Consider the following 21525-nt stretch of genomic DNA (forward strand, 5'->3'; position numbering starts at 1 on the left):
CGGCCTAGCGGTTCTGGCCGGGAACCCACAGCACGTCGCCGGCGCCATTGTCGTTGACCGTACGGCTGGCAACAAACAGGAAATCCGACAGCCGGTTCATGTACTGGATGGCGGCGTCGGAGACCGGCTCGCCCGGGTGGGCCGCGAGTTCGACCATGATCCGTTCCGCCCGGCGGCAAATGGTGCGGGAGACATGCAAATATGCCGCGGCCGGCTTACCGCCCGGCAGCACGAAGGATGTCAGGTCCGCCAGCTTCTCGTTCAGGCTGTCGATGTCGCGCTCCAGCCGGTCGACCTGACTGGCCAGCATGCGCAGCCGCTCGGCCTTGCCGTCGCGCTGCGGCACCGCCAGATCGGCACCGAGGTCGAACAGGTCGTTCTGGATCAGCCGCAGCATGGCATCGAGCGCCGGCGCATCGGCGAGATGCAGCCTGACGACGCCGATCGACGCATTGGTCTCGTCCACGGTTCCATAGGCGGAAATGCGCAGATCGTATTTGGGACGGCGCTCGCCCGACCCCAGCGCGGTGGTGCCGTCGTCGCCGGTACGGGTGTAGATCTTGTTGAGAACGACCATCGCCTGTTTCCTCGAACGTTTCCCGGACGCGCTGCGGCATTATTCATGCCGTTGCGCAGATCCAGAATCCCGGTTTCATTCGCATCCCCGGGGGCCCCGGATCGGCAGCGCACCACGCGGCAAGCGCCGCGCGTTGCGCAGCATCCAGGGCGCGGCACCTGCGTCTGTTTGCTTACCGTCCCATCGCCCAGACCGTCGCCATGGTGACGACGATGGCGACAAACTGCAGCGCCACGCGCCAGCGCATCAGCTTCTGCGAACGGTTCGGCGAGCCGCCGCGCATCATGTTGATCAGGCCAAGCAGCAGGACCAGCGCAACCGCGCCCACCGCGAAGGGAAGAAGAATGGTGCTCAGAAATGTTGTCATCGGCGCTACATAACACCGCATTTGCGGGTTCGCCATCACTGCTGTGAAATTGATCGCGAGGCTGCAACGATCTGGCTTTTTATCCGTAGATATCAGATGGTAACGTGAATCCGTCGACGGTCGGATCTCCCCGGGCAAGGTGGCATGTGAGGCAGATTCGCTACGTCGTTCATGTCGGGCTGGACGCCTTCTATACGTTTCTCGCCGATGACGGCTGGGCGATCGCCAGCCATATCGCGCTGTCGTCGCTGATGGCCCTGTTTCCGTTCCTGATCGTGCTGGCGTCGCTGGCAGGGTTCGTCGGGTCCAAGGGCCTCGCCGACCAGGCCGTTGGCCTGCTGCTGCAGGTCTGGCCGGACCAGGTCGCCGGCACCCTGTCCGGCCAGATCCATGACGTCCTCACCACCACCCGCGGCGACGCCCTGACCATCGGCGTGGTGCTGGCGCTGTATTTTGCCTCCAACGGCGTCGAGAGCCTGCGGGTCGCGCTCAACCGCGCCTATGCGGTGATCGAGCCGCGGCGCTGGTACTGGCTGCGGCTGGAGTCGATCGGCTACACGCTGATTGCCGCCTTCACCGCCTTGGCGATGGCCTTCCTGATCGTGCTCGGCCCGCTGATGCTGGAGATCGTGCGACTCTACGTGCCGCTTCTCGTGGCGAACAACGAGAAGCTGCTCAACCTGGCGCGTTACGGCATCACCATCGCGGCAATGATCACGGCGCTGTTCGTCCTGCATGCATGGCTCCCGGCGGGGCGACGCAGCTTCCTGCAGATCCTGCCCGGCATCGTCTTCACCATGCTGGCCTCGCTGCTCTCGGGCATCGGCTTCGGCCTGTACCTTGCGCGCTTCGCCAACAACTACGTGACCATGTATGCGGGGCTGGCCTCGGTGATTATCGCGCTGGTGTTTCTGTATTTCATTGCCGCGATCTTCGTCTATGGCGGCGAACTCAACGCCGCCATCATCAAGTCGCGGCTACCGCATGGCGTCTCGCTTCAAGCAGCGCAGTCGCTAGCGCCCGTGGAGACACCGGTTTGACCAGGAACGCATCGGCGCCGGCGGTGCGCGATGCCGCCTCGTCGTCGCCGCGGCCGGACACACCGATGATGGCGATCTGACCGAACGGCGCATGCAGCGCGCGAATCCGCTGGATCGCCTCGATCCCGTTGATGCCGGGTAACACCATATCCATCAGCACCGCGTCGAAACCGCCCTGCGCCACACGTTCGGCGGCGGCCTCGCCTCGGCCGATGAATTCGGCCTGGTGACCGAGTTCGGTCAGGATCGCATTGAGCACCACGCGGCCGAACGGATTGTCCTCGACGCTGAGCACCCGCAGCGACTGGTGCGGCTCCGCCGAAGCATCGTCGGCGAGCCCGGACATGATGGCGATCGGCCCCTTCGCCCGCGCGAGCGTCACCGTCAGCGTGAAGACCGTGCCGCCGCCGCGGCGCGGCGCCACCACGATGTCGCCGCCCATGGCACGCGCCAGTTGCTTCACCGACGACAGGCCGAGACCGGCCCCGCCGAAGCGCGAGGCGATGGTGACGTTGGCCTGCGAGAACGGCCGGAACAGCCGCTTGATCTCCGCCAGCGACAGCCCGATGCCGCTGTCGGACACCCGGAATGCAATGCCGACCGCGCCGCGGCCGGCGCGCAGCGACGTCACTTTCATCTCGACGTTACCGCGATCGGTGAACTTCACCGCATTATCGATCAGGTTTTCCAACGCCGCGCGCAGCCGGACCGGATCGCCGATCACGAACACCGGCAATGTCGCGGAAATATCGACACGTGATTGCAGGCCCTTGGCGGCGGCCCGGCCCGCCAGCGAATCGCCGGCATTGCGGGCCAGCGCCCGCAGATCGAAAAAATCCTGACGCACTTGCAGTTTTGAATTTCCGCTGCGCGCGGCATCGACGAAAAGGGTCGCCAAGCCGGCAAGATGTTCGGCACCGGCCTTGATGGTATCGACCCAGCGCCGCTCGCGCTCGTCGAGGTCGGAGGTTGCGAGCAGATCGCTGACGGCAAGGATGCCGGTGAGCGGCGTGCGGACCTCATGGGCAAAGGCGGCAAGCGCTACTTCCACCATACCGGCCTTCGGCCGCGCCACACTGCGCCGGGCGCGCGGCTTCACGGCAGCCGTCTTCGCGACGCGCTTTTTCGCCTTCAACTGGGTGCGCGGCCGCCGTGTACGCGGCGTGCGCGGTGTCAGCGCCATTTGTTCCCCACCCGGCCCCGTCTCACCATGCCACAAAGCGGATGAACGAGTCACGCAAGGCTGCTCAATGGCTTGTGGGCGGCTTGCGGCAAAGCTGTGGCAGTCAGGCCAGGCCGACCAGCCGGCGGATATCGGCGGGCATGGCCCCCTCGGCCCGCAGCCGCCGCAGGCTGGTCGCATGGATGGACTTCGACAGCTTGGCGCCGGCGGTATCGCGGAGCAATTGGTGGTGCCGATAGACCGGCTGCGGCAGGCCGAGCAACTGCTGCAACAGGCGGTGCACGCTGGTGGACCAGAACAGGTCCCGGCCACGGACCACGTCGGTCACGCCCTGCAGCGCATCGTCGATCACCACCGACAGGTGGTAGCTGGTTGGCGTCTCCTTGCGGGCGAGGATGACATCGCCCCAAGCCTCCGGCCGCGCCGCCACTGCGCCGCTCTGGCCATCGGGACCCTGGCCGCCCTCGGTCCAGCCGAGGTCGCCGGCGCGGCGCCGGGCCGCCACCATGTCCAGCCGCAGCGCCGTGGGCGCGCCGGCCTGACGCAGCCGCGCAACCGCCTCCGGCGACAGCGACCGGGCGACGCCGGGATACAGCGGGACGCCATCGGGGTCGTGCGGCCAGGCGCCGCGGGCCTGCTCGGCCGCCACCAGCCGGGCGATCTCGGCACGGCTTTCGAAGCTCGGATACAGCAGGCCGTCGCGCGCCAGCCGGTCGGTGGCGGCGCGGTAGACATCGAGGTGTTCGGACTGCCGCCGCACCGGGGTTTCCCAGGCGATGCCGAGCCACGCCAGGTCCTCGTGGATCGCCGCCTCGAATTCCGGCTTGCTGCGAACCGGATCGATATCCTCCATGCGCAGCAGCAGCCGGCCGCCCGCCTGCCGCGCCAGCTCGAAATTCAGCAGCGCCGAAAAAGCATGGCCGAGATGCAGGTAGCCGTTCGGGCTGGGCGCAAAGCGGAAGACGGGCGGCATTGATCTCTCGGTACGGACGCGCGAGTCCAGGGCACCATGACCGTTCATCTCAACAGCCAGTCCGACCTCGAAGACGCCATCGCCGGCCTGATGAAGCTCGACCCGCGGCTGCCGCCGATCCTGGAGATCGCCGGCATGCCGAAACTGCGCCGGCGCGAGCCGGGATTTGCCGGGCTGGCGCAGATCATTGTCGGCCAGCAGGTGTCGGTGGCCTCGGCCTCCGCGATCTGGGGCCGGGTGTTCGGGGCTTTCGATCCCTTCCACCACGACAGCCTGCGCAAGGCGCGCGCCGACCGCCTCGGGCGTCTGGGCCTGTCGACGGCCAAGATCAAGACGCTGAAGGGGATCGCCCGCGAGCTCGGCAGCGAGCGACTCAATCTCGACGTGCTCGCCGAAGAGGACGCCGACATCGCGCACGCCACCCTCACCAGACTGCACGGCATCGGACCGTGGACCGCCGACGTCTATCTGCTGTTCTGCCTCGGCCACGGCGACGCCTGGCCGGCCGGCGATGTCGCGATCCAGGAGGCGATCAAGGTCGGCCTTGGCCTGGCAGCGCGCCCCACCGTGAAACAGATGGCACCGCTGGCCGAACCCTGGCGCCCGCTGCGCGGCGCCGCCGCGCATCTGTGGTGGAGCTACTATCACGCCATCAAGAAGCGCGAAGGCGTGATCGGGAAGTAACAAAACCGAACAGCGTTTAAAACAGGCCCTGTCGCAAAGTTTTCATCGTGCAGCATGAGGATGCGGAAGAACCAACACGAGGTCTTGAATGAGTGCTTTTCAGTTCATCGTTGCGCGCGACGATCTTCAGCACTGCAAAGTGATCGAGACGCACCTGCCCGATCCGGACAGACTGCCTGAAGACGGCGTCCTGCTGAAGATCGATCGCTTCGCCATCACCGCCAACAACATCACCTACGCCACGCTCGGCGATGCGTTGAAATACTGGCAGTCTGTTTCCGGCCCCGGCGGGTTTCGGCAATATTCCGGTATGGGGTTTTGGCGATGTGATCGTCTCAAAGCATCCTGCAATCGCCGAAGGCGAGCGGCTGTTCGGCTATTTCCCGATGGCCACGCATCTGCAGATCGAGGCGGGCAATGTCAGCAAGCGCGGCCTGCGCGATGCGGCCTTGCACCGCCAAGGCGTGGCGCCGGTCTACAACGCCTATGCGCGCATCGGTAGCGATCCCGCTTTCGCCGGCGCACAGGGTGACTACCAGGCACTGCTGCGGCCACTGTTCATGCTGTCGTTCATGGTCGACGATGCGCTGGCCGAAGCGGATTTCTTCGGCGCCGAAAGCGTGATGCTCACCAGCGCCTCCAGCAAGACCGCCTTCGGGCTCGCGCACCTACTGCACACGCAGCGTCAGCCTATACGGGTGATCGGCCTGACCTCGGCGGCCAATGCCGATTTCGTCCGCGAACTGGACTGTTACGACGAGGTCGTGCTCTACGACCAGATCGCGTCACTGCCCAACGATCGGCCCGCCGCTTTGGTCGACATGGCCGGCAATGGCGCTTTGCGCGCGCGGCTGCACCACCACTTCGGCGACCGGCTGGTCTATAGCGGGCGCGTCGGGCTCACCCATCAGGACTCCTCCGACGACACCGAATTGCCGGGAGCCCGGCCGCGCTGGTTCTTCGCGCCCGACCAGATCTCGCAAGCGCGCCAAGGAATGGGGCCCGGGCGGCATCGACGCCCGCTTCGGCAAGGCTTGGGACGGTTTCAATCCGCTGCTGCAACGCGCGATTACCGTAGTGGAGAGTCGCGGCGCCACGGCCGTCGAACAGGTCTATCGCGACACGCTGGCCGGCCGGATCCCCCCGAACCAGGGCCATATGCTGTCGCTGGCGGGAGACTAATCGGTCTTGCCGGCCGCTTCGTGCGCCGCCGCGCCGTCGGTCGGCTTCAGCGCCGCCCACTTCAGCAGGGCATCGAGCACCGGACAGAGCGTCTGGCCCCAGTCGGTCAGGCCGTACTCCACCTTCGGCGGCACCTGGTGATGAACGATGCGCCGGACAATGCCGTCCTGCTCCATCTGGCGCAGTTGCTGGATCAGCATCTTCTGGGAGATCGCCGGAATCGCGCGTTCAAGCTTCGAGAAGCGCAGCAGCTTGCCGCCGAACAGCTGGAACAGGATCACCAGTTTCCAGCGCCCCTCCAGCATCTTCAGCACCGACTCGACGCCAGTCGCCGCGGTGACCGGGGTCAGCAGCTCACCTGCAGGTAAGTACCCTACTTTTTCGTGCGTACTTGTCATTTGGTGAGCATAGCGACATTTGCTGATGAGACAACGCCCCTTGGATTACTCAGGAGAAATTGATGCCGATCACGCTTGCACCCTCTATCGCCGACTACATCACCGCGGACAATACCGGCGACGCCCGTCGCTTCGGCCAATGCTTTGTCGAGGACGCTATCGTGCGCGACGAAGGTCACACCTATCGCGGCCGCGCCGCGATCGAACAATGGAACACAGAGGCGCGGGCGAAGTACCAGCATCGGATCGAACCGGTTTCCGCAAAAGAGGCCGATGGCAGGACCATCGTCACCATGCGCCTCGCCGGCCAATTCCCCGGCAGCCCCATCGATGTCGATTTTGCCTTTCAGCTCGCTGACGACAAAATTATCGGACTGGAGATCGGGTTGTGAGCGGCGGACTGGAGGGACTGCGCGCGCTGGTCACCGGCGGCACCATGGGCATCGGCGCGGCCGTGGCGGCGCAGTTGCGTGAGGACGGTATCCTGTTCGTCGCCGCCGACATCACGACGGCGGCGGGCTGCGCCGTGGTAGCCGATGCCGTGCACGCGCAGCTCGGCGGTGTCGATATCGTCGTTCACGTCGTCGGCGGCTCCTCGGCGCCCGCCGGTGGCTTTGCCATGCTTGACGATGCGCAGTGGCAACGCGCCCTCGATCTCAACCTGCTTCCGGCGGTACGGCTCGACCGCGCCTTGCTGCCTGCCATGCTGGCGCGCGGCAGCGGCGTCATCATTCACATCACCTCGATCCAGCGGGAACTGCCGCTGCATGACGCGACCACCGCCTATGCCGCGGCGAAGGCGGCGCTGTCGACCTACAGCAAGGCGCTGTCCAAGGAAGTCGGCCCGAAAGGGATTCGCGTCGTCCGGGTGGCGCCGGGCTGGGTCGAAGCCGAGGCGGCCATCCGACTGGTGACCAAGATCGCCGCCAGCGACGGCACCGATTACGAGGCAGCGCAAGGCAAGCTGATGGCTTCATTGGGCGGAATCCCGCTCGGACGACCGGCGAAGCCGGCCGAGGTGGCCGACCTCGTGGCCTTCCTGGCCTCGGATCGGGCCTCCGCCATCACCGGAACCGAATATGTCATCGATGGCGGCACGGTGCCGACGGCCTGACGGCCTGACAGCCTGACGGCGGCCCGCCCCTGCGGGATAGACCAGCCAACACCCTTCACAATGGCGTCACGCTGCCTGTAGTATGTGGAGGTGGGCTGCGTCGCAGCCCAATGTGGGGGTCAGGAGCGTTACTTGAACGCACATGTCTCGCAGGGCGGTTGGCCGGTACTGGTCCTCAACGCGGACTTCCGGCCGCTCAGTTATTACCCACTGTCACTGTGGTCGTGGCAGGATGCCATCAAGGCGGTGTTTCTCGACCGCGTGAATATCGTTGAGCACTACGATCATTCGGTGCACAGCCCGTCGTTCGAGATGCGGCTGCCCAGCGTGGTATCACTGAAGTCTTTCGTGAAGCCGTCGACGCACCCGGCCTTCACCCGGTTCAACGTGTTCCTGCGCGACCGGTTCTCGTGCCAGTACTGCGGCTCGCACGACGACCTCACCTTCGACCACATCATCCCGCGCTCCAAGGGCGGCCAGACCACCTGGGAAAACGTCGTCGCCGCCTGCTCGCCATGCAATCTGCGCAAGGGCAACATGACCACCCAGCAGGCCCGCATGTTCCCGCGGCAGACGGCCTTTGCGCCCACAGTGCACCAGCTGCACCGCAACGGCCGGATGTTTCCGCCGAACTATCTGCACGACAGCTGGCTCGACTATCTCTACTGGGATACGGAACTGGAGCCGTAAGGGGCGCTGTGGCGTTTCCCTCAGCGGGGCCCGCCGTCCCGCGCAAGATGCTGGCGAAAGAAGTCGACAATGCCGGCGTCGAAGTCGCGATGGAAGGCGATCCTGTCGAAGCCCGCCGGATCAGTGCAATAGCTTGGCCGCGAACTGCGGCGAGCAAGGTGGCAAAAATGCAAAATGCCCAGCCGGCACGGCGTGAATGTCCGGCTTGCCGGGCAGGCCGCGGGCGACGCGGGCCACGCCTTCCGGATCGATGCCCACGCTCTTGTCTCCCAACTCTGATCGCCAGACCTGCAGCGGGATGCCGATGCCGGCCAGTGTCTGCGATGTGAAGACCACGCTCATTGCGGGGTCGGCGAGCACGGCTGCCTTGATCCGACTGTCGCGAGGCAGGTCACGTGGAACGTCGCCGCTGCGGACCTGCGCGCAAAATTGCGTGTCGTTGGTACAGTAGGTTGCAAACCTCTGGAAATCGAGCGTGGCGCCGCCGAGCACCAGCCCTGTGTAGCCCCCCTTGGAAAAACCGAAGAAACCGATCCGGTTGGGATCGAGCGCCGCCTTGTCTTTCCAGTTGTTCACCATGAAGTCGAGCAAGCGAATAATGTCCGCCGGACGCGACGCCATCACCGACAGGCTGTCGCTCTGCGAGCGATCGTTGCCGTTGTCGCCGGGATGGTTGATGGCGGCCACTACAAAGCCGGCGTCGGCCAAGGCCTCCGCGACGTCGTTATGGCCGCCGAACCAGCCGCCGCGACCGTGCGAAATGATGACCAGCGGCAGCTTTGTGCCGGTGATAGGACAGTCCTTCACGCCCTGGAGCGAATCGATAAACTGCATCGTGAGGCTACCAAGCGGCACGGGTTGCGGCGCTCCGGCGCATGGATACCAGATGGCGCCGGCCAAGTCTGGACCGGAATCAAGAAGCTGAATGCCTGCCCCCCGCGCGGGAACGCCCAAACAACACAAGATAGTGGCGTAGGCCAAATACCTTTTGAGTACCAAAGCAGCCCCTCGATCCGGCGCATCGAACTATCGGAAGAACAACGATATAATTGTGTCGAAAATGCTCCACAGACCAGACATCATCAGCCTATCGGCCCGGGCAGCGCCATGAGCGAGACGACCGCAACGGCCGGATGTATCCACCGAATTATCTGCACGACAGTTGGCTCGATTATCTCTACTAGGAAACGCGCGAGCAGCCTCGAACTGAATGTTGCTGACGGACGAAGCGCAGGCGTCTATCGCCTGTTCGGGCAGGATCGCGGATCACCAGAGAGGTTACATGGACGCGATTGAGACCGACCGACTTGTGCTGAGGAATTTTCGGAAGGCAGATGCCGCCGATCTCTACGCCTACCTGCACGCACCGACAGCGAGTTGTTTTCTTTCCCTGAAGCTCGAGGATATCGCGGCGGCAGAGGTAGAGGCGGAGAACCGAAGCCGAAACGACGAGTACATCGCCGTGTGCCTGAGAGATTCAGGAAAGCTGATCGGCGACGTGTTCGCCATGCCCGAAGAAGACACCTTCTCGGTCGGATGGAACTTCAATGCGGAATTCGGTGGACGAGGGTATGCAGCCGAAGCCGCGCGAGCCCTTTTTGCCTATCTGTTTACGGTTCAGAATGCGCGTCGCCTCTATGCCTACGCAGAGGACCACAATGTCGCGTCGCAGCGCCTGTGTGAGAGATTGGGGATGCGGAAGGAAGGGCTCTTCATGGAGTTAGTGTCATTCGAGACTGACACTAACGGGAATCCGATCTTCGAGAATACGTTGCAGTATGCGATCTTGCGAAGGGAATGGGCGTTGCAGCGGTCAGTGGAGACGCGCTGATTGAGCCGTGATCGGCATCGTGCCGCCGCAGCCGTCCTCCCCTCGCTCATGAGGGGAAACGGCGGCACCCGCCATCTCGAACAACGACATGGCCAGCCAGACGTTGGGTGCCAAGGGGCCGCGCCCGCGGCTCAATTCCTGGCGCTCGTCGGCAACGCGGCGACGGTTTCGGAAGCCGGTGTCGCATCGAGACCGTCGGCGGGCGGCGCGTGCGACCACGCATGATTGCTGCGCGCCTTGTCATAGCCGTACTGGAACAGATCGCGCATATAGGCGGTCTCAAAACCGGGAGGCGACGTCGGCCGTTCACCGCCGATGTAGCTCAGGTTGAAGCCTAACTTGCTGCGACGGGCGAACTCATAAGTGCTGGCAATGGTCGATCGCGTCAGTCCCTTGACCATAGTCGAAGACGACCGTCCGGCAATGTCCACGGTCTTGTTGTCGGTCGGCTGGAATTCCCGATCGACCTTGTTGTTGATCAGAATGTAGAGCTGCAGGCGTTCGCCCTTCACCATGGACGCGTTGCGCAGCAGGTAGGCTTCCGGCAGGGTCAGAACAGGCGCCGTGACGCCGCCATCGATGTGCATTTCCTGGAATTGCCGGCCATTGGCCTCTGCGTTGATGAGTATCGGCGGGAACACTACCGGCAGACTTGCTGAGGCGGTGACGACGTCGCGGAACAGGTTCAATGATTCTGTCGTCCGCAACGAGGCGATCCGTCCCATGTCCCAGATCGCAGTACGCTGCGAGTCGATGTTTGTCGTCACGATCAGGAGCCGCCGGCCTTTGGCGTGTTCGGCGGCAACCTCGGCAACGAACTTCGCATCGATGTACCTGGCGACCAGACCGCGCAGATTCTTGTTACCGAACAGCCCCGAGCCAAAAATTGCGTTGAACGGATTGGGCGATTCGAGCAAGGTCTCGGCAACGCCGCTGGTATAGACCTCGCGCAATGTCTGGTCGTATCTCGGTCCGAGAAATGCGAATGGCGCGATCAGTGCACCGGTGCTGACGCCGGAGACGAGTGAAAAAGACGGGCGCGTGCCCGTCTCCGACCACCCGGACAGAACACCGGCGCCGTAAGCGCCATCGGCGCCGCCTCCCGACAGCGCGAGATAGGTCAGCGGTCCGCGCGGAGCCGCCTGACTACGCAGGCTTTGAAATCTCCAGGCCGGCTCGTCCGCGTAGCGGCGCAGGTCGGCCAGATCGAGGACGCGCGCCTGCGCTGCATCCCCGGCCGCATAGGACGTTCGCGGCAATGACGCGCAGCCGGTGACCATGAGACTTACGGCCACGAGGACCGCGAGCGAAAGGGTGAAACGCAATGCGACGGGCTGCAATTTCTTTCCCTGGACTTCTTCACCACCTTCCGCGGTGGCATGCGCAGCCTTGTTTGCGGCGAGAGACAACACCGGCGTGAGCGGGATCTTCACTGAAGTCGTCCCTCGAACGAACGCGCTGACGAGCGCCGACGCCCCTTCACAACCCTGCCTGGATCGACTGAGACTTCCTTCAGTGCGCCGTCCGACACGATCACCACAAGGAAGACCAGCCTGCCCTGGGCATATTCCAGCCCGGCACTGACGGCCTTGCCCACGCCGTACTGCTCGGCAATTTCCATCGTCTCGGAAAGAACTATATTTGACTGCTCGAAGTCAGCGACCTTGCGCTGATCTTCGGCGCCAAGATCCGATCTCGGCATCAGCGGATCGACGCGAATGATCTCGCGCTTCGACGCATCGACCACGATGTTCCAGATCTGGCCCCGACGGCTGCCTTTCATATTGAAGATCGGCACGGCGCCCTGACCGTCGAAACTGACGTCCAGGATCTTTCCATCCGCAAACTGCGTCTCGACCTTCTTGGTCAGCTCCGGGACCGCATCCACGCTGCGCGCGAACCAGACGAGTTCGTCCTCCCGCGACGTGGTCGGCGAACTGCCGATGGCCGCGATGGGTTCGTGGGCCGCATGCGCCTCTGGCATGGTTGCCAAAAGCAGCACCTGAAGCATGATCGGTCTCAGGAGTTTCCACACAGACATGCCTCACCCCTCCGCACCGGCCAAACCGGCCGCCAGAAAACGGTACCGTTTCGTATCGTACTTTGATGGCGAGCGCCAGCCCATTCTTGGGCCGGAGTGCAGCGTGGCCGGAGACGCACCGGAAACGGGCCTGAGGGCGGGAGAATGGGTCCCGACACCGGGACCCGCTGCGGCGCCATGATCAGCGCCGGCAATTCCGCGTTTGAAGGTTACGGTCGGATCCCGACCGATCCGCGAGCGCCACTGTGGTGACCTGCGGCGCCACTGCCGGAAAGGAAAGCGCTATCCGTTACGCGGACGCACGCCATCGAGGAACAGATCGATCGAAAGACGCAATCTCTTCAGATGGCTGGACGTCAGTTCGGGTTTCTCGACTCCGAGCGTCACCAGGCGCATTGGTCCTACGATGACCGCATGGAAAAAATATTCAGCGGCATGCTTGCGGTCGCTGATGGAGATCTCGCCGTTCGCTTGGGCCTGATCGAGAATCTTCTCCACCAGCCCGAGTGCGCGCGCGCCGGCGAAATCGTAGAGAATCCTGCCTAGCTCCGGAAACCGCCCGACTTCGGCCGTCACCACGCGGTCGAGCGCTATGGCTTCAGGCTGACAGGCGATCTGGATAAGCGTCTTTGCGAAATTCTCGAGTTGGCGCTTCAGCGGCCCGGGGTGCGCCGGGATGGCGTCCAGCTTGACCATGTGCTTTTCAGCGTACCGCACGACGACCGCGGTGAACAAATCGGCCTTGCCGCTGAAACGCGAATAAAAGGTGCGTTTTGAGATGGCAGCCTCGGCCGCGATTGTGTCGATACTGACGGCCTCGAAGCCGACGCGCAGGAACAGGGCCGTTGCCCGATCGACAATGTCTTCGGTCAGCCGGGCCGACACTTCCTGGGACGGGCGCCCGCCATGACTTTTGCGCGCCGGAGCAAGTGTTTTCGCGATCTGTCGACGCATCAGGTCCTTCAAGCAACGCGGCTGTAGGGCGTTTGAATTCCAGCGTCGGACGACGCCAGGCCCGCCCCGCGATGGGTACTGTATTGTTTACATCTGACGAAGGCAATTTCCACGCCGTCGATGTGCGGGCCGCCTGACTATCGGCGGGATGTCCGTCGCGGACGCCGGACGACGCAGCCGGTCTCTCCGCCCTGTTCAGGTTGAGTTAAGCCGCGACGGATAGCTGTCACATTGACGCTTCAACGGCGGCGTTGACCACGCTGCCGATTGACCGCGAACGGAATGCTTTCCGATCGAACCGGCGCATTGCGTTGACGGCTTGCAGGCGAGCGTTTTCGTGCGGAACCGGTCGCTCGAAATTCTGAAGCCGGCCCTCCCCTGCAGCCCCGAGTTGAAACGATCGGAGCACCATGACCCAACCAGCAAATAGCCCCTGCCGGGGCATCTGGCCCTTGCAGTCGCTGAATTTTTTCATGGCGGATATGCAGGCCGGTATCGGTCCTTTTCTCGGTATGTTTCTGCTCGCGCACGGATGGGAAAGCGGTCTGATCGGCACGGTGATGACCATCGGTGGCGTCGCCGGGATGATCATGACAACACCCGCGGGTGCGCTGATCGACCAGACCAAGCGCAAGCGCGCGTATGTCATCATTCCCGGGATATTCACGGTGGTGGCCTCGGCGATCATTCTCTATTCGCAGAGTTTCTGGGTTGTCGCCGCCTCACAGGTGGCAACAGTGATCGCCGGTGCGGCCATCGGGCCGGCGGTCACCGGCATCACGCTCGGCATGGTGCACCAGGCGGGCTTCAACTGGCAGAACGGTCGCAATCAGGCTTTCAATCACGCAGGCAACGTCGTCGGCGCGGCCCTGTCGGGATTCCTGGGATGGAAGTTTGCCTTCGTTGCTGTCTTCATTCTCGCCGCGGTGTTTGGCGTGCTGTCGATCACCTCGGTCCTGATGATCCCCAGGGACGCCATCGATGACCGTGCCGCCCGCGGCATGACCGATGCAAGTGACGAGCAAAAGGTCGGCGCCTGGACGGTATTGCTCGAATGCAAGCCGCTGCTGATCCTCGCTGCGGCCCTTGCTTTGTTCCACCTCGGCAACGGGGCCATGCTGCCACTCTACGGCCTGGCCGTGGTCTCCGAACAGCATGGCGATGCCGCAAGCTTCGTCGCGATGACCATCGTGGTGGCGCAGGCCGTGATGATCCCGGCGTCGCTGGTGGCGATGCGCATGGCGAGGAAGGAAGGGCTCTGGCTGGTGATCCTGATGTCCTTTCTGGCGCTTCCGATCCGCGGCCTCGTCGCCGCATCAATCATCAAGGGATGGGGCGTGTTTCCCGTGCAGGCGCTGGACGGTATTGGCGCGGGCCTGCAGAGCGTCGCCGTCCCCTCGCTGGTCGCGCATATCCTGAACGGCACCGGCCGCATCAACGTCGGTCAGGGAGCGGTGATGACCGTGCAGGGCGTCGGTGCTTCGCTCAGTCCGGCCATCGGCGGCTGGATCGCTCAAAAGCTCGGCTACCCCGTTGCATTTCTGATTCTGGGAAGCTTCGCGGTCGGGTCCATCGCGCTCTGGATTGGCTTTTCGTCCCTGCTCAAACCGGCCTGCGCGATGAAACTGGACGATGGTGACGCGGCGCTTGCTCCGGCGCCCGCGGCATGAAATGCAGGCCTCTGCACGCAACCTTTCAACCTGATCACCGAATCCGACCGATCGGAGCAACGCGTAAGTGACCAACAACGACATCATCTGGGGCGTCGCAGGCGTCGCGACGTTCGGCGTCATCGTTCGCCCGTTTCGACTGCCGGAATATGTCTGGGCCCTGATCGGCGCAGGCATCCTGGTCGCATTCGGACTGCTGCCATGGCGTGACGCGATCGCGGCCGCCGGCAAGGGGACCGACGTCTACCTGTTTCTGGTCGGCATGATGCTGCTGTCGGAAGTTGCGCGGCAGCAGGGATTGTTCGACTGGCTCGCGACCCACGCGGTGCGCCAGGCGAAGGGGTCCGCGGAGAAGCTGTTTCTCATCGTCTACGGCGTCGGCACGCTGGTCACCGTTTTCCTGTCGAACGATGCGACGGCCGTCGTCCTCACACCGGCCGTCTACGCTGCGGCAACCGCCGCGCGCGTCGCGCCCTTGCCCTATCTGTTCATCTGCGCGTTCATCGCCAACGCCGCGAGCTTCGTGCTGCCGATCTCCAACCCGGCCAACCTGGTGATCTTCGGCGAACACATGCCGCCGCTCGGTCAGTGGCTGTACCAGTTTACGTTGCCGTCGATCGCTTCCATCCTCGTCACCTACGTGGCGCTTCGCTTTACCCAGCGCCACGCGCTGACCGAGAAACTCGCGGAAGACCTGGACGCGCAGCCGCTTTCGCTCGGCGGCAAGTGCGTCGCCATCGGAATCGGCCTGACCGCGGCCGCATTGCTGGCCGCCTCGGCGCTCGACCGCCAGCTTGGCCTGCCGACGTTCATCTCCGGCGCTGCCGTGACCATCGTCGTCCTCCTGATCGGCCGGCAATCGCCGCTTCCGGTTCTGCGGGACGTCTCGTGGGGCGTGCTTCCGCTCGTCGCCGGGCTGTTCATTCTGGTCGAGGCCGTCGAACAGACCGGCATCCTGCGCGTGATGGCGCAATTGCTGCACGAGGCTGCCGCGGCTTCGCCGGACAAAACCGCCGTCGGCGCCGGCGTCATCGTGGCCTTTGCGTCGAACCTGCTCAACAACCTGCCGACCGGGCTCGTGGCGGCCACCATCAGCCAGACGGCGGACGTGCCGCTGCAGGTCACCAGCGGCTTGCTTATCGGTGTCGACCTCGGCCCCAACCTGTCCGTGACCGGCTCGCTTGCGACCATCCTCTGGCTGATCGCGCTGCGGCGGGAAGGCGAGGCTGTCACCGCCTGGCAGTTCCTCAAGCTCGGCATTGTCGTCATGCCGCCCGCATTGGCGGCGGCGCTGCTGGCGATGGCAGTCATGCCATAGCGTGAAGCCATGTCCGCGGAGTGACGACAATCTCCATCGAGACTGCCGACACCCCGTTGCTAAGGCAGACCGCGCACCGCCTCCTCCGCCAGCAAGATCGTCGGCTTGCCGGCCGGAGCGCCGGCTTTCAGGCCGGCATCCTGAAGCCGCCCGATCAGCCGCTCGGTGCGCAGCCGCGCCGCGCCGCTGTCCACGTGATAGTAGGTGTCGAGCATATGCTCCGGCGAAAAGTATGAATCTTCGGGTTCGCCGACCACCGCTATGCCATGCCGCTGAAAGATCGCGCGGGCCTGGTCGGCGATCGGCAACCGGCCGTTCGCCAGCGCGTAGCAATTCGTCCCGGCGACCGCCGGCCATGTCACATAGATGCGCACGCCGCGCTGCGTCTGTAGTCCGGCCAGCTGTTTCGCTGCCCACTCGACGACGGGAGGAATGTTGCCGGTGGCGGCAATGTAATCGGCGCAACCGATGCCCTCGACACTTGACCGCCGCCGTGAATCATCCTTGCGGTCACCCAGCGGCCACTTCGCCATGTCGGCCTTGATGCGGCTGACATGCCCCGGCCACAGATCCTTCCTCAAATAGAGCCTGCCGCCATCCGACAGGTTGTGCAGCGACAGGTGTTGCACGGCGAATGCCACCCGCGCGAGGAAAGGCTGGCTGGCGTAATAGGCGGCATATTCATCGGGCGTCTTGTCGGTGAAATCCTGCGGCTCCTCGTCACGCGTATAGTAGACCCATTCGAACGGCAGGATCAGCGTATCGCCCTGCCGCGCATATTTCAGCAGGCGATAGATCTTCATCTCCAGCGGAATGCTGCCATTGTCGGCGACGTCGATCACCGGCATGGAAAAGGCCTGTTCGATCAGGCCGGGCTCGATGCCGAACATCGAGCTCGATCCGGCATCGATAACGATGCGCGGCGCGGCAATGTTCTCCAGCAGGAACTGCGGATAGCCGAAGGGGATCCTGCGGTTGCTCGTGGTGAAGAAGTCGTAGGACGCCGTCAGCCCGAGCGCGCAGAGCAGCGCGCCTGCGACTGTGGACACGGCGAATGTCAGGAGCTTTCCCACGTCAGAAATTATAATAGATGAAGGGGGAAGAGATCGACGTATTTGTCGCGACCATGGCGACAACCGCCGCCGCACCTGCCAGCACGCCGGAAAGCGGAATCCGCCAGCGCCAGTCCGCGGCTGCAATGTTCTGGCTGTTCGGAAGAAGCCAGACGATCAGCGCAGCAACCAGCAGCAGCGGGCAGGCTTGATACATCAACGTCGACAGGCCGGGGCCGGGAGACATCATCGCGGCCAGAACGCTGTGGGCAGTGGCGAGATCCGGCGCCCGAAAATAGACCCAGGCGAAATTGACGAACAGGAAAGTGACGACGATGGCCAGCGGCCCTGGCATGCGCAACCCGCGCGACGCCCACGCCTTCTGCACGCAGCAACCCAGGCCGTGCAGCGCTCCCCAGGCGATAAAGGTCCAGGCCGCGCCGTGCCACAATCCGCCGAGCAGGAACGTGACAAACAGGTTGCGATAGACGCCGGCCGTTGATGCGCGATTGCCGCCGAGCGGGATGTAGAGATAGTCACGCAACCAGCGCGACAGCGTGATGTGCCAGCGGCGCCAGAAGTCCTGGATCGAGTCCGCCTTGTACGGAGAGTTGAAATTGAACGGGAGCCGGATTCCGAACAGCAGCGATATGCCCACGGCCATGTCGGCATAGCCGGAGAAGTCGAAATAGAGCTGAAACGTATAGGCCAGGCTGAGCAGCCAGGCATCGGCGAAGCTCAGTGCCGCCACGTTCTTGTAACCGAGATCGACGAACACGCTCAGTTGATCGGCGATCAGCAGCTTCTTCAGCAGTCCGACCGAAAACAGACAGGTGCCCTCGATCAACAGGGTGGCGTAAGCGGCCGAGCAAAAGACGAAGCCATCGCTGCGGCCGAGCATCCTGAACTGCGGCATCATCTCGCGCCAATGGATGATAGGGCCGGCGATCAGGTGCGGAAAGTAAGTGACAAACAGTCCGTAGCTGGCGAGATCGCGCTGCCTTTGTCCCTTGCTGTAGATGTCGACCAGAAACGCGATCTGCGTGAACGTATAGAATGAAATGCCGATCGGCAGCGCGACGTCCAGATGGGGGAGCGCCACGCCGAACAATTCCGCCAGATTGGCGAGGGCGAAATTGGAATACTTGAAGAATGCAAGCATGCCCAGATTGAAGACGAGCGCGAGGATGAACACGACCTTGCGGTGCGACGCCGACATGGCCACCTCGCAGAGGACGCGCCCGGCGAAATAGTTGACCAGGATGGACGTCGCCAGAATCGGCGTCTGCCAGGGGTTGCCCCACGCATAGAACACCACCGACGAGACCAGCAGGATCGGCAGCAGCAGCCTGTGAAATCCAAGGGCCAGAGCGACATGGAATGCCCCCAGCACGATCGGCAGGAATCCCAACAGAAACTCTCGCGTCACAAAAAGCATCCGGATCCCCCAGGCCGTTCAGACCACTCTTTCTTCCGAAAAGGCACGACAATCCGCCACCCCGCGGCGGACCTTACAATCGCCTAAACTGCATGTATACTTTGTGACGCTGGCGCTCGTTAGAAGGAAGGCTGCATGCCCTCATTGACTGAATGGAAGGTGCCGTCGGCGGCGCAGCCGCGCGCCGAGGATTACAGCTTCGATCTGGAGCACGCGCTGGCTTCGGTGGTCGGGGTCCATGCCATCATCCCCAACGATGCCTTCACCGCCGATACGCTGGGCACCGAACGCGCCGGCAACGGCGTGGTGATCGACGCCGGGCTGGTGCTGACCATCGGCTACCTGATCACCGAGGCGGAGACCGTCTGGCTGCATCTCGGCGACGGCCGCGTGGTGCAGGGTCACGCGCTCGGCGTCGACCCGGAGACCGGCTTCGGCCTGGTGCAGGCGCTCGGCCCGCTGGATCTCGATCCGCTGCCGCTCGGCAATTCGAGCAGCGTCGACGTCGGCGATCGCGTGGTGGTCGGCGGCGTGGGCGGACGGACGCGCTCGGTGGCTGGGCACGTCGCCGCGCGACAGGAATTCGCCGGCTATTGGGAATATCTGCTTGACGACGCCATCTTTACCCATCCCGCCCATCCGAACTGGGGCGGCGCTGCGCTGATCTCCGAGCGCGGCGAACTGATCGGCATCGGCTCGCTGCAGATCGAGCGCGAGCACGGCGGCAAGAGCGAGCATCTCAACATGACGGTGCCGATCGACCTGCTGAAGCCGGTGCTCGACGATCTCCGCAAGTTCGGCCGCGTCAATAAGCCGGCGCGACCGTGGCTCGGCATGTACACCACGGAAATGGAGGACAAGGTCGTGGTGGTCGGCATCGCCGCCAAGGGACCGGCCGCCGGCGCCGAATTGCGCACCGGCGACATGATCCTGGCGGTGAAGGGCAAACCCGTCTCCAGCGCCACCGAGTTCTATCGCCGGCTATGGGCGCTGGGCCCCGCCGGCGTCGATGTGCCGCTGACGCTCAACCGCGAGGGCGACACCTTCAACGTGGTGCTGGTCTCAACCGATCGCGCCAAACTGCTGAAGGCGCCAAGAATGCACTAGCTAGTCCTGTTTCAGGTCGAGCTTGCGAATAACCTCACCCCATTTCACGAATTCCTTGCGCACATAGGCATCGGACGCGACCGCTGTGCCGCCGATCGGGCTGAAGCCGATGCGGTCGAGCTGGTCGCGGATCGCCGCGTCGACCAGCACCGCGTTGACGTCGGCGTTCAGCTTGTCGACAACATCCGGCGGCGTCTTCTCCGGCAGCAGGAAGGCCACCCACGTCGCATCCTCGTCGTCGCTCAGTCCCAGCTCCCGCGCGGTGGGAACGTCGGGCAATGATGGCATGCGGTCCTTGCTGGTGACGGCCAGCGGCCGAACCTGCCCGCCCTTGACCAGCTCCATCGCCGCCGGCAGGGCGACGCTGGCCAGTGCAGTATGACCGCCCATCACCGAATTCAGCGCCGGACCAGCGCCGGTGAACGGCGCATGCACCACTGGCACCTTGGCGGTCAGGCGAAAGATCTTTTCTGCCGACAGATGGGGCGTAGTTCCGACGCCGGCGGTGCCATAGGTGTAGTTCTCGGCATTTGTCGTCGCGATCACGTCGCGCAGGGTCTTTGCCTTCAGATCCGGCGCACCGACGATCAGGTTAGGCGTGGTGGCGGCGATGACCGCAGCCTTGAACTGATCGGGCGCATAGCCGGCTTTGGCCGACAGGCTGGGATTGACTGCAAAGGCGCTGGTGGTGACAAGAATGGTGTAGCCGTTCGGCTCCGCCTTGGCGACGAAGGCCGCAGCGATGTTGCCGCCCGCGCCGACCCGGTTCTCGATCACCACCGGCTGGTGCCAATGCTCGTTGAGCTTCTGTCCGAGGATACGTGCGATGATATCGGCGGGCCCCCCAGGCGCGAAGGCGACAAGCAACTTCACAGGCTGCGATGGATAGGGCTGTTGAGCCACCGCAGCGCTGGTGGCAATCACCGTCGCCGCGAGCGCGGCCGCGACGATGCATCGTCCGAAGGTAAGTGACATGGTGTTTCCTCGCTGATGTAAGGGCGCTTTTCGCGCCTCTGGTCAGATCGCCTGGTCGGTGAAGGTTTGCTCCTGTGCCAGCGCGTATTCGGCAATCTCCATGCGGGTGCCGATCCAGACGTCGTCACGGGCCTTGGCCAGCTTGATCATCGCGTCATAGGCCCAGGCTCCGGCCGGACGCCCATAGACATGGGTATGCGCGGTGACATCGAGCATGAACGGCGCGGCATCGGCGCGCGGGGCATTGTCGAGGATCGCCTTGAACTGTTCGACCAATGCGGCCGGCGCATTTCCGTAGCGGATGCTGTGCGGCAGATCGTTGACGTCCATGGTGAGCGGAATGCCGACGATCCGCGCGCCGCCGTGCTCGATGATCGACGGCAGGTCGTCGTCGTTGCAATCGCCGAACCAGACGTAGCCTTCCTGCGCCAGCAGGCGCGCGCTGATCGGGCTGCCGGTGCCGCGTGGGCTGATCCAGCCGCGCGGTTTCTCGCCGGTGACGGCGCTGATCAGGTCGGTGGTGCGACGGATATTGGCGACCTCGCCGGCCTCGTCGAAATACACCGGGATGACATCCATGCCGTAGGAATGTACGACGATCTCGTGGCCGGCGGCGTGCAGTTCCTTGAGCACGCCGGGATGGGTTTCGGCCAGTACGCCGTTGACCATGATGCTGGTACGCACGCCGTTCGCCGCCGCGATGCGGATCAGGCGCTGGATGCCGCGCACCGCGCCGTAGCTGGCCCAGGAATGCGCGTTGGTATCGAAGAAACCGGGTTGCAGCACATTGCCCATGGGGCCGATGCCCGGCGCCTTGCCGGGGGACCAGGCCTCGTAGGCGAGATTGAATACGATGCCGATGCGCGCGCCGTTGGGCCAGCGGAAATCGGGTCCGGCGCGGCGGACGCGGATGGAGGTGGATTCACTCATG

Annotated in this window: 24 protein-coding genes and 1 pseudogene; 10 read left to right on the forward strand and 15 right to left on the reverse strand. The window is 64.0% G+C overall.

What is annotated here, in order from left to right; genetic code table 11:
* Positions 1-4: 4 nt before the first annotated feature.
* On the reverse strand, positions 5-577 hold the full coding sequence (locus ACUXVA_RS02515) for a cob(I)yrinic acid a,c-diamide adenosyltransferase (protein ID WP_265081725.1): 573 nt from the start codon (positions 575-577) through the stop codon (positions 5-7).
* Positions 578-749: 172 nt separating this feature from the next.
* Positions 750-944, reverse strand: a complete 195-nt coding sequence (locus ACUXVA_RS02520; protein ID WP_265081724.1) for a twin transmembrane helix small protein — start codon at positions 942-944, stop codon at positions 750-752.
* 146 nt (positions 945-1090) lie between these two features.
* Here ACUXVA_RS02520 and ACUXVA_RS02525 point away from each other — a divergent pair, with 146 nt between their 5' ends.
* Positions 1091-1984, forward strand: coding sequence for a YihY/virulence factor BrkB family protein (locus tag ACUXVA_RS02525; protein WP_265081723.1), 894 nt, complete (start codon positions 1091-1093; stop codon positions 1982-1984).
* Here the strand turns inward: ACUXVA_RS02525 and ACUXVA_RS02530 are convergent.
* Both ACUXVA_RS02530 and gluQRS read right to left on the reverse strand, forming a co-directional pair.
* Positions 1911-3167: an ATP-binding protein gene (locus ACUXVA_RS02530; RefSeq protein ID WP_445490688.1), complete on the reverse strand. Its 1257-nt coding sequence runs from the start codon at positions 3165-3167 to the stop codon at positions 1911-1913. The genes ACUXVA_RS02525 and ACUXVA_RS02530 overlap by 74 nt on opposite strands.
* A gap of 103 nt (positions 3168-3270) precedes the next feature.
* The gene (gene gluQRS, locus ACUXVA_RS02535) at positions 3271-4140 is read right to left on the reverse strand and encodes a tRNA glutamyl-Q(34) synthetase GluQRS (RefSeq protein WP_445490690.1); all 870 of its coding nucleotides are present in this window, start codon (positions 4138-4140) and stop codon (positions 3271-3273) included.
* Positions 4141-4176: 36 nt separating this feature from the next.
* On the opposite strand from gluQRS, the gene ACUXVA_RS02540 reads away from it, so the two are divergent.
* Positions 4177-4824 (forward strand): DNA-3-methyladenine glycosylase family protein, encoded by a 648-nt coding sequence (locus tag ACUXVA_RS02540; RefSeq protein WP_445490692.1) that lies wholly within the window; start codon positions 4177-4179, stop codon positions 4822-4824.
* A gap of 16 nt (positions 4825-4840) precedes the next feature.
* On the opposite strand, the gene ACUXVA_RS02545 is transcribed toward ACUXVA_RS02540, so the two are convergent.
* Positions 4841-5125 (reverse strand): hypothetical protein, encoded by a 285-nt coding sequence (locus tag ACUXVA_RS02545; RefSeq protein ID WP_445490694.1) that lies wholly within the window; start codon positions 5123-5125, stop codon positions 4841-4843.
* Between the two features lie 25 nt (positions 5126-5150).
* On the opposite strand from ACUXVA_RS02545, the pseudogene ACUXVA_RS02550 reads away from it, so the two are divergent.
* Positions 5151-5831 (forward strand): annotated as a pseudogene (locus ACUXVA_RS02550) (DUF2855 family protein); the annotation flags it as partial.
* Positions 5832-6002: 171 nt separating this feature from the next.
* Here ACUXVA_RS02550 and ACUXVA_RS02555 read toward each other — a convergent pair.
* Positions 6003-6404: a winged helix-turn-helix transcriptional regulator gene (locus tag ACUXVA_RS02555; protein ID WP_265081720.1), complete on the reverse strand. Its 402-nt coding sequence runs from the start codon at positions 6402-6404 to the stop codon at positions 6003-6005.
* 62 nt (positions 6405-6466) lie between these two features.
* Between ACUXVA_RS02555 and ACUXVA_RS02560 the strand changes: the two genes are divergently transcribed.
* The 3 genes from ACUXVA_RS02560 (at position 6467) to ACUXVA_RS02570 (ending at position 8208) form a co-directional block, all read left to right on the forward strand.
* Positions 6467-6796 (forward strand): nuclear transport factor 2 family protein, encoded by a 330-nt coding sequence (locus ACUXVA_RS02560; RefSeq protein WP_265083545.1) that lies wholly within the window; start codon positions 6467-6469, stop codon positions 6794-6796.
* A 44-nt stretch (positions 6797-6840) separates the two neighbouring features.
* Positions 6841-7518 (forward strand): SDR family oxidoreductase, encoded by a 678-nt coding sequence (locus ACUXVA_RS02565; RefSeq protein WP_445493217.1) that lies wholly within the window; start codon positions 6841-6843, stop codon positions 7516-7518.
* A gap of 132 nt (positions 7519-7650) precedes the next feature.
* Positions 7651-8208 (forward strand): HNH endonuclease, encoded by a 558-nt coding sequence (locus ACUXVA_RS02570; protein WP_445490696.1) that lies wholly within the window; start codon positions 7651-7653, stop codon positions 8206-8208.
* 120 nt (positions 8209-8328) lie between these two features.
* Here ACUXVA_RS02570 and ACUXVA_RS02575 read toward each other — a convergent pair whose 3' ends face one another.
* Positions 8329-9042 (reverse strand): alpha/beta hydrolase family protein, encoded by a 714-nt coding sequence (locus ACUXVA_RS02575; RefSeq protein WP_445490698.1) that lies wholly within the window; start codon positions 9040-9042, stop codon positions 8329-8331.
* Between the two features lie 376 nt (positions 9043-9418).
* Between ACUXVA_RS02575 and ACUXVA_RS02580 the strand changes: the two genes are divergently transcribed.
* Positions 9419-10039, forward strand: a complete 621-nt coding sequence (locus tag ACUXVA_RS02580) for a GNAT family N-acetyltransferase (protein ID WP_320109699.1) — start codon at positions 9419-9421, stop codon at positions 10037-10039.
* Positions 10040-10170: 131 nt separating this feature from the next.
* Here ACUXVA_RS02580 and ACUXVA_RS02585 read toward each other — a convergent pair whose 3' ends face one another.
* The 4 genes from ACUXVA_RS02585 to ACUXVA_RS02600 form a co-directional block, all read right to left on the reverse strand.
* On the reverse strand, positions 10171-11319 hold the full coding sequence (locus ACUXVA_RS02585; protein WP_445493219.1) for a patatin-like phospholipase family protein: 1149 nt from the start codon (positions 11317-11319) through the stop codon (positions 10171-10173).
* Between the two features lie 149 nt (positions 11320-11468).
* Complete coding sequence (locus tag ACUXVA_RS02590; protein ID WP_265081716.1) at positions 11469-12050, reverse strand: PepSY domain-containing protein; 582 nt, start codon at positions 12048-12050, stop codon at positions 11469-11471.
* Between the two features lie 312 nt (positions 12051-12362).
* Positions 12363-13034 (reverse strand): TetR/AcrR family transcriptional regulator, encoded by a 672-nt coding sequence (locus ACUXVA_RS02595; RefSeq protein WP_265081715.1) that lies wholly within the window; start codon positions 13032-13034, stop codon positions 12363-12365.
* Between the two features lie 226 nt (positions 13035-13260).
* Complete coding sequence (locus tag ACUXVA_RS02600) at positions 13261-13509, reverse strand: hypothetical protein (RefSeq protein WP_265081714.1); 249 nt, start codon at positions 13507-13509, stop codon at positions 13261-13263.
* Here ACUXVA_RS02600 and ACUXVA_RS02605 point away from each other — a divergent pair.
* Together ACUXVA_RS02605 and ACUXVA_RS02610 are read left to right on the forward strand one after the other, a co-directional pair.
* On the forward strand, positions 13508-14704 hold the full coding sequence (locus tag ACUXVA_RS02605) for an MFS transporter (protein ID WP_265081713.1): 1197 nt from the start codon (positions 13508-13510) through the stop codon (positions 14702-14704). The two genes, ACUXVA_RS02600 and ACUXVA_RS02605, sit on opposite strands and share 2 nt — an antisense overlap.
* 67 nt (positions 14705-14771) lie before the next feature.
* Positions 14772-16022: an arsenic transporter gene (locus tag ACUXVA_RS02610; RefSeq protein ID WP_265081712.1), complete on the forward strand. Its 1251-nt coding sequence runs from the start codon at positions 14772-14774 to the stop codon at positions 16020-16022.
* Positions 16023-16081: 59 nt separating this feature from the next.
* On the opposite strand, the gene ACUXVA_RS02615 is transcribed toward ACUXVA_RS02610, so the two are convergent.
* Together ACUXVA_RS02615 and ACUXVA_RS02620 are read right to left on the reverse strand one after the other, a co-directional pair.
* Positions 16082-17071, reverse strand: coding sequence for a hypothetical protein (locus ACUXVA_RS02615; RefSeq protein ID WP_445490702.1), 990 nt, complete (start codon positions 17069-17071; stop codon positions 16082-16084).
* Between the two features lie 25 nt (positions 17072-17096).
* Positions 17097-18485: an MBOAT family O-acyltransferase gene (locus ACUXVA_RS02620; protein WP_445490704.1), complete on the reverse strand. Its 1389-nt coding sequence runs from the start codon at positions 18483-18485 to the stop codon at positions 17097-17099.
* Positions 18486-18647: 162 nt separating this feature from the next.
* Between ACUXVA_RS02620 and ACUXVA_RS02625 the strand changes: the two genes are divergently transcribed.
* Positions 18648-19619 (forward strand): S1C family serine protease, encoded by a 972-nt coding sequence (locus ACUXVA_RS02625; RefSeq protein WP_265081710.1) that lies wholly within the window; start codon positions 18648-18650, stop codon positions 19617-19619.
* On the opposite strand, the gene ACUXVA_RS02630 is transcribed toward ACUXVA_RS02625, so the two are convergent.
* The gene (locus ACUXVA_RS02630) at positions 19620-20594 is read right to left on the reverse strand and encodes a Bug family tripartite tricarboxylate transporter substrate binding protein (protein WP_265081709.1); all 975 of its coding nucleotides are present in this window, start codon (positions 20592-20594) and stop codon (positions 19620-19622) included.
* Between the two features lie 42 nt (positions 20595-20636).
* Positions 20637-21524 carry a polysaccharide deacetylase family protein gene (locus ACUXVA_RS02635; protein WP_265081708.1) on the reverse strand — a complete coding sequence of 296 codons (888 nt, stop codon included), beginning with the start codon at positions 21522-21524 and terminating at the stop codon, positions 20637-20639.
* Between the last annotated feature and the right edge of the window lies 1 nt (position 21525).

The organism is Rhodopseudomonas sp. RCAM05734 (genome assembly GCF_052658035.1).